Raw genomic sequence first — 12445 nt, forward strand, 5'->3', positions numbered from 1 at the left:
ACTAAAATTTATTTGGATTCCAACTTTCATTTACAGTTTTTAAATCTTTAGGTGTATCGACACTAGCCCAAAAGTCATTGTGTTCATAGACTGCGAGCTCATTGTCTTTTATTAAATTTCGAAGAGGATCTTCTTCTAGAACACAATCATCATTATTACTTAAATAATCGAATATTTCTTTGTTAAATACAAAAAACCCGCCATTAATTACTTCATCAAGTAATGGTTTTTCTTTAAAATCAATAGCAATTCCATCTTCGACCTCCAATAGGCCGTATTGACTATTTTTTTTAATTCCAGTTAATGTAGCAATTTTTCCTTTTTCTTTATGGAATGCTATTAGTTGATCAATATCTATATTAGCTAATCCGTCACCATAAGTTAATAAAAAGGTTTCACCCTGTACAAAGGATTCAAGTTTTTTTAGTCTTGCCCCGGTCATTGTATCAATTCCTGTATCTATAAAATGTATATTCCAATTTTCTAATTCCTGAAGTAGCGTATATTGACTGGTTTTAAAATTCAAACTAAAGTCATTCTCTTTCCAGCTAAAGTCCATAAAATATTCTTTAATTTTCTCACCTTTATATCCTAAGGGCAAAATGAAATCAGAATGTCCATATTTTCTATACCAATTCATTATATGCAAGAGGAGAGGCTTTCCTTGAACTCGAACTAATGGTTTGGGAATGTCCTCTAAAATTCCTTGCATCCGAAGCCCTTTTCCGCCACACAAAATTATGACTTTCATAGATTTATTTCCTTCCTCTCTATATATTTTACTAATTTAAACTATGTAGTTTGTTTGATAAATGTATACACGGTTGTACCATAATGACAATCAACTAAAAAATATATGTTAGATTTATAATTCAAATGCTGATTAAACGTGAAGAATACGCACTGTAGTTTATTCTCAATCTTATGTAAATTAGGTTATTTTAAAATCAATGCTTTATTTTATTTAATACTAATGAAAGAAATTGCTTGTTTATAAGATAAAAGAAGGGGAGGGGAAACAAGGGAATTGAAGAAGCTTATAATGAAAAATCTAAGAAGGAAATTAACTATTTAAAGGAAAAGTGAACAAATATTAAATTGTAGATTTTACAAATTTAAAAAAGAGCACCGTATAAAGGTGCTCTAGTGATGGAATCAATTTTGTAAAGAACCATTTATTCAATAAAGAAGGACTTATGAATTATTATATGAACGGTTTATTAATTAAGTGTGTATCAATTAGATGGGAATTTTATTTCTCTACACCTATTTTAATTTACTGGCAAAATCATGTTAAAAGTAAGAAGGAAAGTATTAAGTTAATGTTATTTTATTTAAAATATAATCCCAATCGGAATCATCACCTTCCCATCTATCCTGATAACGTGGGAGTTCAATTGAACAAACCCTTGATATTCCCCAATTTTGTTCAACGATATTAGATATATCCTCCTTAAAATTGACAATAAGAATATTAAAATCTTTATTTGTAATTTCGGATAATACGTTTTTTAATTCAATCGCTTCATCTCGATTTCCCCAAATCCTAATGAATAAAATCGATTCACTACTATTTATTTTTTCAAGGAATCGATTAATTCTAGTGTCTAATTTAGCTTTAAAAGAAGGATAAGTTGATTTCCAATTCTTTTCTGAGTCAATAGGAAAGTCATGCATTGAAAAACAATTATAATAAGTGTCCTTTATACAATAGGTAATTCGTTCTGCCCATTTAGTTTGATTATCAAATTCTGATTCAATAAGACCGTAACTTTCTGAACCTTCTATGACCATATTTTCCAACTTCATAAATTTTTCAAACCGACTTTGAAGTAATCTGTTTACATCTGAAAGTGATGGATAATAAAACCAATCTAAAGGTCCAGAAAATGTTCTTAAATGGTGCCTTTTGATTTGGTTAGTGACTTGACACAATCCTCCTAAACTTACAATTACGCCATAGGATTTTTGTATATCATCTAGGTTCATCCTCATCATCCTTTTTAAAAGTAATTTAAATTATCTATTCAGTATATGATGCAATAACATATTGATGTGGACATATATATCAAAGTACATAGAACTAAGACAATGGTATAAATTTGAAAAGTCAAAATCCCTAAGTTAAGGGATTATATCTTTAATGTTATATCATTGAGTTGCTATTGGGATGAAAGCTGGTAGGGATTATACTCTCCAGTAACTAAAATTAGAAACCAGTCCTTGATTACTACAGTAAAATTGTTGTACCTTTAAAAGAATCCTTAGATAAAAAAATCTATTGGTTAGCATTTAACCAGTAGATTTTTCTTTGAGTTATTATCTTTTACATCATAATTATAGAAGATGAAAAATTCCACTTAGAAATAATTTTAAGCAGAAGAATAGACTAGTCTAATTTCTAATGGTCCCAGTATCTTTTATTTTGACGTGTGTCTTTACATTTATTTTAGCCTCTGCTAACGCTTGCAACCAATCTCCCTTTACTTTTTTCCACTCTTTATATTGAAATGCTCTAGCATATAGGGATAATCCGATTGGATCAATTTTATTCTGCTGTATTTCATACAACATATTTTGTAAATTATTATTAATTTCTTTTTGAATGGCACTTTTTAAATTATTTATATTTTTTTTATTATCATAGTGCCCCTTAATTAAATTCGCATTGGTTTTTTCTATTAAAGCTACATTAGCATATATATCGAGATTAAATACAAACTTTCCGTTTTGAAAATTAACAAATACCTTCCTTGTCGCGTTCTGTACGAAGATAGAAGTGTTTATTTTTTTGTTGGACTTTTTAGGAGGAAGCGCAAGGTGTAGTATCATTCGCCCGCTACTTTTTTGCTTATTTATAAGATTAAAAAATTTAACATCTTTTTTAGGGATATGAGTTAAATATTTCCCTTTTCGATTTAAAAATGCAATTCCTACTGTGTCGATTTCATTCTTTGTTTTTTTGATAATTGGAACAGCTTGCGTCATTCCTTCTTCATTTTGTTCTCTCATTAATTGTTGAATTGTAGAAGAGACGGATTGGTTATTTTGAATTGACGATTCAATTACACCATTTATATAAGATGAAAGTGATGGTTTACTAGGCTTATGAATTTTAAAAATTTCTTCTGCAGGTCCATCTACAAGTACTACTTTAGCATTAATGGTAGCGTAAGGATCACGGTAAGAAGAATCAAGCTCCTGCAACCAATTTGCTTCTTGCGCTAATTTTTTCCCAATTAAAATGATTTCAGCTTTGGAAGCTGTCATAAAGCCTGTTAACTTTGTATCTATCTTACTGAATCCAGTATATACAGTTGATGCTTGTGTCCAATGTTCTATAGTACTTTTTGGTTGTTTATGATGAAAGAGTGGTATGCTTGTTCCAACTTTTATGTCTCCATTAGGGGTTCTATCCAAGCCAATTAACAGGATTAATGAAACCTTCTCAAGAGGAATTCTCTGACTACAACCAATTATATATACACAACAAATTACAATCCATATCCATTTTCGAATCAAAGTTGTTTCCTCCTAGTAATCCAAGTAAAAAGAATACTGTAAGCGAAAAATAAGATTGGTAATAGAATAAAGAAAACGACATTTAAGATATCCATAAGAGAATATATAAACAAATATTGATCCACATCGGGATTTAGGAAAATAAATAGGCCAACTATAAGTAACATAAAAGCAAGTAGCGCCCAATTGCGGGCGTTTTTTTGAAGTGAAATGGTCACAGATTCAAAACTGAAAAATAAATACGGATATATTGTAGTGGAAAATACAATTAAATAGTAAGCGATATATATAATTTCTAATCGTTCCATGAAAGAAAAACGAACCCCTTTTAACAGATGAAATACTGGCCAGATTACATCTTTTATCCCTTCTGGACTAAAGTATATATAAGAAAGGATAGTAACATATAGATAGAAAAACATGGTTCCAGTATTCGCTATTAGTAGTCCTTTTATGGCTTTTTGTTTTTTTTGTAAGAATGGGTATATATAATATGCAATTTCTAGGCCAGCATAAGGAGTAATGGTTTCTTTTGTTGCCTTTACAATAGGGTATAATCCTTCTTTAAATATAGGTAGTAGGTGTAAAGGATTGTAGTTAGTCTTTAGTGAAAAAAGAAGAAATAGCGGCATCCAAGTAGTGAAGAAGAAAACAAGCATAGAATAACTAGTAAGAGCCCTTAACCCACTCAGGGCTAAAATAATAAAAGGTAATAGTAATAATATGGTGATTTGATAAGCAGGAGTGGAAGGGAATATCCACACTTTTACAATATCAGTTGCCTTTAATAAAGTATTAAATCCAGCAAAAAATAGATAAAAGGCATATGCAAGAAAAAGAATTGTCCCTATCCATTTACCAAAGTATGTTTTTAAGATTTGTGAGAAATTTTTGTTAGGATTTTTTTGTAACATTAATATAATAAATACACCGATTATAGAAGTAACTATCCATCCGAGAATGATCGAAATCCAGCCATCTGTACCAGCAGTAGTAGCAAGTGGGCTTGGCATAATTAACATACCAGATGCGAGTTGCAGCGAATGAATGAAAATAATAAATTCGAATAAAGTTACTTTTTGGAACTTAAGATTCCCCATGTTAACCACCTTCTTTTTTCTTTCTTTGTTTCGGCTGTCCTGTACTCGAGCGGGTGGTAATCATCGAAATAGGAAATCTTACAAAAGAATCTTTTAACTCTTGGAGACGAAATGGTGCGATTGGCATTCCGTATGGTGAACCATAGGAAGTTAGTGAAACAAAATGAGCAAATAAGAGCATTAATCCACTAACAATACCTACAATCCCATAAAAGTAAGCCAATAACATCATTGGAAAACGGATAAGGCGTATAGAACTTGATAAATCATAATTAGAAACAATAAATGAAGCAATGGCTGTAATAGATACGATAATAACCATAACGTTACTAACAAGACCAGCTTGAACAGCTGCCTGTCCAATTACAATCCCTCCAACGATTCCAATAGTTTGTCCAATTGGTTGTGGTAAGCGAATGCCAGCTTCACGTAGCATTTCTAGTGTAATTTCCATTATAAAAGCTTCCAATAAGGGGGAGAAAGGGACTTTGACTCTTGATGTTGCAATAGAAGTGTATAAGTCTATAGGAATAATTTCAAAGTGAAAAGAGACTATAGCAATATAAAATGCGGGTAAAAAAATAGCTATAATAAATCCTGCAAATCGTAATAAGCGAAAAAATGATGCGATGAGCCAATGAATATTATAGTCATCTGGGGTTTGAAAAAATCCAATCAAATTCATCGGAACAACCATTGCACCAGGGGATCTATCCATTAATACTGCTACTTTCCCATCAAGTATATGATTTGAAATGGCGTCTGGGCGCTCGCTTAAATACGCCTGTGGAAAAGGAGTCCAATTTTGATCTTTTGTATAATTAGATAGCTCTCCAATACTTAATACCGCATCTGTTTTGATTTTACAGATTCTGGTTTCAATTTCTTGGACTACATCTGCGTTTGCTACATCACCTAAGTAAATTAAATAGACTAAAGAAGTGGCTCTTTCTCCAATCGTCAGCTTTTTGATTTTTAACTCTGTAGAAGGAATATATCGACGGATAAGACCTATATTTTTTGTGGCATTTTCAATAAATCCATCATGGGATCCTTTTATAGTAACTTCTGAAATTGGCTCTTGAATTGCTCTCTCTGCCCAGCCTTTTGTATTTATTAGAAGTGAACGCTTTTCTCCCTCCATAAACAGTACACATTGCCCCTCAAGTAATCCTTCTTTAATTTCATTCCATGTATATACTATTTTGGTATGAGTAGCAATAATATTAGAATTAAATATTTGACTGTCTTCATTTACTTCTTGTAATAATGGTGTAACAACATTGGTTTTTAATGCAACACCATCTGTAAGGCCTTCGAAATAATATAGTAAAATATTCGTGTTTGTTTTTAATTGCAAAGGATGTTCAATTAAATCTGCACTAATATCAAAGATGTTATCTAATGTATTTTTAAGTTCTTTTAAGTTACTTGTTTGGATCTTTTCAATGGTTTTATCTGTCTTAGTTTCTAAGGTCTCTTCATTTAAGGACAAAATTGACACCTCTTTAATATATAACGATTAGTTGTATTTATTATTTTTATATGATTGAATTTTATTCACTAATTTAAACTAATTGGAGATAAGAATTAATAAATTTGATGTGCTATATTATTAATTCAATAATTGGGAGCAAAAAGCAGATGTAATTTGTGTGGAAATTTCAGTATTAAGATAGAATTGAAATTTGAATGATTATAATAAAAAGAGCCCTTGATAGGTTCTTTTTTTAGTTGGTAAATATGATGTCAACAATAGATGGCGATAAAGGTAGTAATTTAGATGTCTTTATGTTAATCTGCTAAATTTTGTAAGGAGAATTCTTTTTTTCATACCTTCATACTCAATGAAAAAGGATATTTCATTTATTTGGGTGTTCTAGTGTATTTTAATTTTGCGCACCAACAAATTTTGTTTAGGGACAAAATGCGTTTTCTTAATTATCAGAAAAAACAGTGCGACAAAATTCCTATTAATTATTTTGGTAGGTATCAAATATTTCTTTGACCTTATTTTCTTGATATTACCGTACGTTTATATGTTTCTAAGGGAAAGAAATACTTTCATTTTTATTACCATCTATTGTTTGATTAAGATGGTAACATGAAAGTGAAACGTTTACAACCAGAAAATAAAGAAAAAATATTAAAATACGACTTTTTTCGACAATCATTCTATGTTTATATTTCATTTTATTATAGGAAAAGGCGGGGGAAAGCGGACCTTTTCCTATAAAATGTTTTGTTGGAATTAGAAATAACTAAAAAAGTAATATTATCTTAAAATTAAAATGAAATTCAATGATAAGGTTATAATTGAATTTTTAAACCTCATGTGTATTGAAAGTATGATCAAATCTTAATCCACGTTGCGTTTCTTCCTTTTGTAACTAGCTTAATATGGCCAAACACTTGCAAGGAATTTAAAGCCTTACTGATTGTACTTTCTGCAATGTCTGGATAAGTGTTACGAATACTTTCCTTAGTAAAGGGTTGTTTTTGTTTAAGTATAAAATCCTGAATTCTCTCAACTTTAGTATGTTTACATATAGAATCTAGAACTGTGTTATGTAGATCTTTGTAAGCCTCTAATATAATGGTTAAAAACGTTTTTAACCAAAAGCTATTATTATGTTCCTCGCAGTACCAATTCACCGAAGATTTATAAATCGAATTGTAATAATCAGATTCGTTTTTCTTAATATATTTATCCAAACATACATATTTTACAAATGTATGTCCACTCTTAATTAACAGCAATTGCATTAACATAAATGCCAGCCTGTTATTACCTTGATTGAAAGGGACTATGCAATAAAAATTTAATATAAAACGAGCTATTAATAAAAGTGAATGTAGCCCCTTACTAGTATTTAATGAGTTGTATTGATCACATAATTGCTCCATAAACCGTGGGATAAGTTCATGCGGAAGAATGCGGTAACTATTCAAGTGCATTCCATGTTCTGGAACTCCTGGAATAATAAAAGGTTTTTCACGCCATTTGGCACTGTCAGAGGTAATATAATGTATTAGTTGAAAATGTAATTCCTGTATAGTTGCTGGGTTAATTAATAAAGTACAGGAGTTTTTATGTACAAAAGAAAGTGTTTGATAATAGCAGAAAATAGCATCTTCAGAAATATTTTGAGGTACTATATCATCTAAAATAAGTTCTTTTAATCTTTTATTAGGAACTTTTATATCCTCATAAATAGTTGTGAAATTTTTTATGTAATGTAGTGGTATAGTTTTTTCTAAACTATTAAATATGTCAGGGTTTTGTTCCTGATAAGCAGCTAATTTTCCTTTGAATTCGCTAATTTCACTTATTAAATTGATTAACCTCCTTTTTAATTCAATATTTTTGTACTTATCATCAAAAAAGTCTCTCATTTTTGTTCCTCCTGTAACCCCTTAACACGTTGTTGCATATATCTTTCCATTCTAAAGGTATGCCACGAAATCATTGTAAAATAAAGATATTGTAGGTCTGATTTTGAATATATATATCAGAATCTATATTTTTATTTAACAATTAAAATGTGGAAATTATAAAGAAGAATCGTTACGATTCAATTTTAATAGGCATAATCCTAACATCAAATGCAAAAATGTACAATAAAAAAATATAAAATATAAAACTATCAAATCTTTTGAAAGATTATCTAAAAGAGTTTTAAGAAGTTGTAGGTATAGATGTTCTTTGGTTTAGGAGTAAATAATAAAGCGATAATAAAGTTTTCATAGGTAATTAAAAAGTAGATAGACTATTAATTTGTGACAATTACGTGCCTAATCTATCATATGCTTTTATGAGAATTCTAAAATTAAATCCTAACGAGCTGAATTTTCTATATTTAGCATAAATATTAGGGAGGCGTGCTGATGAAATGTATCATTTTATATAGAAATATGTAACGTTTAACACTCGTATTGTAAAATATTTTGACATACGTTAATTTAAATATTAGGTACAGGAACATTTAATAAAAACTCAGTACTAAAATACCCTTTAAACGTTTCACCCTAAGAACTTTTCTCAAGCACACTGAAGTTCATCCTTTGTTTCTGTGCCTTATTAGATAAAAATAACACAATAAATTATTAGAATGTGATAGTTAAAATTGTATTTTTAAATCTTTTCTATTTTTAAACCTTTTCTCTTTTCTTAAACATTAACAATTTCTTGATAATCTGTTTAAAGTAAGGAAATACAGGATAGAAAATAGCTATTAATAAAGAAAATACAGTTAAGCTAGATACCTTAAGTTATTTTATAAGTAATTAAGCGTTAGTTTGAATTAGTAGGGGTATTATATGTGTTTTAACCTCAAGTGTATATGTTTAAGGTTAAAGAATTTGTGAGTGGTATAAAAGTAGCGGAAGTCTGGAAGAAACGGATATAATCGGTTTCTTCTAGACTTTTTTGCTTTTTGTAATATAAAAAATTTATTTTTCCTACATGAGGAATTTTTTTGTTTTAATATTTGAATTTTTTGTGAAATTAAATGAAGTTTTTATTCTTCTTTTAATACATAATGTTACAAAATTGCTTAATTGTATTTACTTTATTTTTATAGGAGATTAAAAATAATAATAAATGTACCAATTTATGAGAGATATTAATATATTAATTGACGATTTGTTCGTTTATCCCTATATTGCTATTATATTAGCGAAAGCAATATATTGGGGGGACAAAAATGAAATTGAAATTAACATCTAAATTGGAAAGATTAAGAACAAGTAAAAAGGGGATTGGTGCTTGTGTTTTGGCTGCAGGCATGACAGCAATCACAATGACTCCTCAAAGTGCGTATGCACACGGGTTTGTTGAAAAGCCGAGTAGTCGTGCTGCTTTATGTAGTCAGAATTATGGGGCATTAAATTTAAATTGTGGAAATGTAATGTATGAACCTCAAAGTCTAGAAGCACCTAAAGGGTTTCCCGATGGTGGACCGATTGATGGTAAAATCGCTTCGGCAGGAGGACTATTTGGAGGAACTCTTGACCAACAAACAACAAATCGTTGGTTCAAAAACACAATTAAGGGTGGAGAAAATACATTTACATGGAAATATACAGCAGCACATTCTACAAGTAAATGGCATTATTACATTACAAAAAAAGGATGGGATCCTAATAAACCATTAACACGTGCGGAATTAGAACCAATTGGAACTGTAAAACATGACGGTTCGGCCGCATCAAATAATTTAACACATACAATTAATGTACCAACTGATCGTAATGGTTATCATGTTATTTTAGCTGTATGGGATGTAGCAGATACGTCAAATGCCTTTTATAATGTAATTGATGTAAATTTAGTAAATAATGAAACACCTGATACAGTAGCTCCAAGTCAACCAACTGAATTAAATGCCTCTAAAGTTTCTGCCAATAGTGTTGAAATAACATGGAAGGCCTCTACTGATAATATAGGTGTAAAAGAATATCAAGTGTTACGTAATGGAGAAGTAATTAATACGGTACCAGGTACAACTTTTATTGATAAAAAACTAAAAGCAGATACGGAATATACTTATACAATAAAGGCATTAGACTCTGCTGGAAACATATCAAAAGAAAGTGAAAAACTAAAGGTTAAGACAACACATGCAATCCCAGATATAGAGGCTCCAGCTCAACCAAAAGGATTACATAGTATGGGTACAACGGCGACAACTGTTGATTTGATGTGGAGTCCGTCAGAAGATAATGTAGGTGTTGACCATTATATTGTATATAGAGAAAGCGCTGGGGTTATGAATAAAATTGGGACGGCGGCTAATACATCCTTTATGGATAAAGATTTGAAGGCTAATACATCGTATAAATATGTAGTGACGGCGGTTGATTTAGCTGGAAATGAATCTAGTAGAAGTGATGTTTTGAATGTAACAACAAAGTTAGAGGATTCCGCATATGAAAAATGGGATGCAAGAAAAGCATATACTAAAGGTGATAGAGTAATACATGAGGGGAAAGTGTACGAAGCGGTTCAAAATCATCAAGGAAATGGCGACTCAAATTGGATTTTTGCTTTATCGCTTTGGAAGCCAGTTTTGAATAAATGATAAGCTGAAAAAGGTAGTTAACAAATTTGGATTGCTCTTTAAAAATTAAGGGCTGTTTCAAATATAATTATCTAATGGATTAAATAATATGTTAATAAAGTGAAATTTTAATCAGTGAAGGTTTTGTTCATCCCCCACTGATTATCATCCCTCACCAATCGGGCTTTTACGGGCGCCCGTTAATGCGGGATAAAATTTAAACGCCATCCTAATGTTTACGAAATGAAATTAAAAAAGAATCCCAATGGAATTCCATTGGGATTCTTTTTTTTTAATTTGTAATAGCGTATATTTTCACTGTGAATTTTCTAGTGGCACCAATTGGACTTGCAATATAATATTTAGTATTTGTGTAAGCTTCAGTCCTAGATTCATGTGAAATATTTTTCCAACGAGTAGAATCTATTCCTAGGGAAACATCAATCATTACATTGAAAGAAATAGTAGAAGGATAATCTTTTTCTGAAGGCTCAATAACCCATTTTAATTCTTTGGTACCTACAGGTAAACTATCAATTTTAAAGTTTTGGCTGGATCGATTTTGTTGCCCTGATAAAGGACTAGATTCAGATGATATTTGTGAAATTAATATTTCTTTTTCATTTGAATGTATACCATTTAATTTAATGATACTATCAATTAAACCTGGACCGGGAAAATCAGCTGCGATGATACCAGAATGTTTAATTGCGCCTTGTTGTAAGAGTTCGGTCCCAAGTGTATTCATCCCCCCATAGTATACTTGTCCGTTTCTATCACGAGGGAAATCACTCCACGCATTAGTGGAATTCGTTTGAATCAATTTAGGACTACTGTCAGTATTCCTGCTCTCTTTTCCGCTTGCAACAAACCAAGGATATACATTATTTAAAAATGCGGCTGCGCCTCCCGTACCACTAAAATGGTTGAGAAAAATTTTTCCATTATTAAAATTAATATTTGTATTTTGTAGATGGTTTTTTATCGCAATCCATTTTGTATATATTTCGTCTGGTCCGCTTCCAATTTCAAATTTATCTTGTATATTTAAACCTTCGTAATCAATCCCGTACAATTGAGCGGATGTAAAGTTTTGTAAGATTACAATTTTTCCGCGGGTATCTCCTAAAGTAGGGTTATTTCTATCTGAAGTTGGTACGGAATTAGGATCCCAAAAATATGAAGCATTAACGTTTTTATATTTTAAAAATATCTCCTCAAATGATAGAGATCCACTTTCAGGATTAGTTTCTTCTTTTAAGCGCATTAATATTGTTTCTGTTGGATGATCTTTTAAAAATTGAATGGTCTCTTTTAATACATCTTCAAACACTGCTTTTTGATTTACAACGCCATGATACATTGCAAAAGAATCTTTTACACGTTTAACACGCATATCTACATATCGAATTCCGGAATTTAATTGTTGGGATAAACTCATAGTTTGATTTCTTGTCAAATTTTCATCAAGAAAACTCGCTCCATGTAAAGCCATCGTACCGTGAGTCCCTGGAATAGATATTTCACTTATTTTTGTTGAACCTTCTATTTTCGACATCCACGATGGATTTTGATACCCTATATTGGATTCATAGGAGTAACCTGGATGACTATCAGCTAAAATAGTAGATGGTGTACTTAAACTTGCTAGTGTAATACAAGTAAGGATGCTAATTTTAAAGAAATTTCTCATTTTTATTTTGTTCATTTTTTCTCTCCTGACCTTTAAACAATTGTTAGATGATTTTTTACTATATTTAT

8 protein-coding genes are annotated in these 12445 nt (G+C 30.6%); 1 reads left to right on the top strand and 7 read right to left on the bottom strand.

Annotation, left to right across the window (positions count from 1 at the left end; translation table 11 throughout):
• Position 1: 1 nt before the first annotated feature.
• The 6 genes from BM089_RS16575 to BM089_RS16605 form a co-directional block, all read right to left on the bottom strand.
• Positions 2 to 751 (bottom strand): sugar phosphate nucleotidyltransferase, encoded by a 750-nt coding sequence (locus BM089_RS16575; RefSeq protein WP_000864429.1) that lies wholly within the window; start codon positions 749 to 751, stop codon positions 2 to 4.
• A gap of 563 nt (positions 752 to 1314) precedes the next feature.
• Entirely contained in the window at positions 1315 to 1989 is a 675-nt protein-coding gene (locus BM089_RS16580; RefSeq protein WP_016512478.1) for a papain-like cysteine peptidase, read from the bottom strand.
• Positions 1990 to 2394: 405 nt separating this feature from the next.
• Positions 2395 to 3522 (bottom strand): Ger(x)C family spore germination protein, encoded by a 1128-nt coding sequence (locus tag BM089_RS16585; protein WP_000619978.1) that lies wholly within the window; start codon positions 3520 to 3522, stop codon positions 2395 to 2397.
• Complete coding sequence (locus tag BM089_RS16590) at positions 3519 to 4622, bottom strand: GerAB/ArcD/ProY family transporter (protein WP_000527368.1); 1104 nt, start codon at positions 4620 to 4622, stop codon at positions 3519 to 3521. The genes BM089_RS16585 and BM089_RS16590 overlap by 4 nt, the downstream gene beginning before the upstream one ends.
• 1 nt (position 4623) lies before the next feature.
• A complete protein-coding gene (locus BM089_RS16595) occupies positions 4624 to 6117 on the bottom strand; it encodes a spore germination protein (RefSeq protein ID WP_000055701.1) in 1494 nt (497 codons plus the stop codon).
• An 857-nt stretch (positions 6118 to 6974) separates the two neighbouring features.
• Complete coding sequence (locus BM089_RS16605; protein WP_001204217.1) at positions 6975 to 8018, bottom strand: Fic family protein; 1044 nt, start codon at positions 8016 to 8018, stop codon at positions 6975 to 6977.
• A 1310-nt stretch (positions 8019 to 9328) separates the two neighbouring features.
• On the opposite strand from BM089_RS16605, the gene BM089_RS16610 reads away from it, so the two are divergent.
• On the top strand, positions 9329 to 10705 hold the full coding sequence (locus BM089_RS16610; protein ID WP_025966609.1) for a lytic polysaccharide monooxygenase: 1377 nt from the start codon (positions 9329 to 9331) through the stop codon (positions 10703 to 10705).
• A gap of 271 nt (positions 10706 to 10976) precedes the next feature.
• Here BM089_RS16610 and BM089_RS16615 read toward each other — a convergent pair whose 3' ends face one another.
• Positions 10977 to 12392: a phosphatidylinositol-specific phospholipase C gene (locus tag BM089_RS16615; protein WP_090977463.1), complete on the bottom strand. Its 1416-nt coding sequence runs from the start codon at positions 12390 to 12392 to the stop codon at positions 10977 to 10979.
• Between the last annotated feature and the right edge of the window lie 53 nt (positions 12393 to 12445).

This window comes from Bacillus sp. 5mfcol3.1, from assembly GCF_900114335.1.
In the GTDB taxonomy this organism is placed as follows: Bacteria; Bacillota; Bacilli; order Bacillales; family Bacillaceae_G; genus Bacillus_A; species Bacillus_A thuringiensis_S.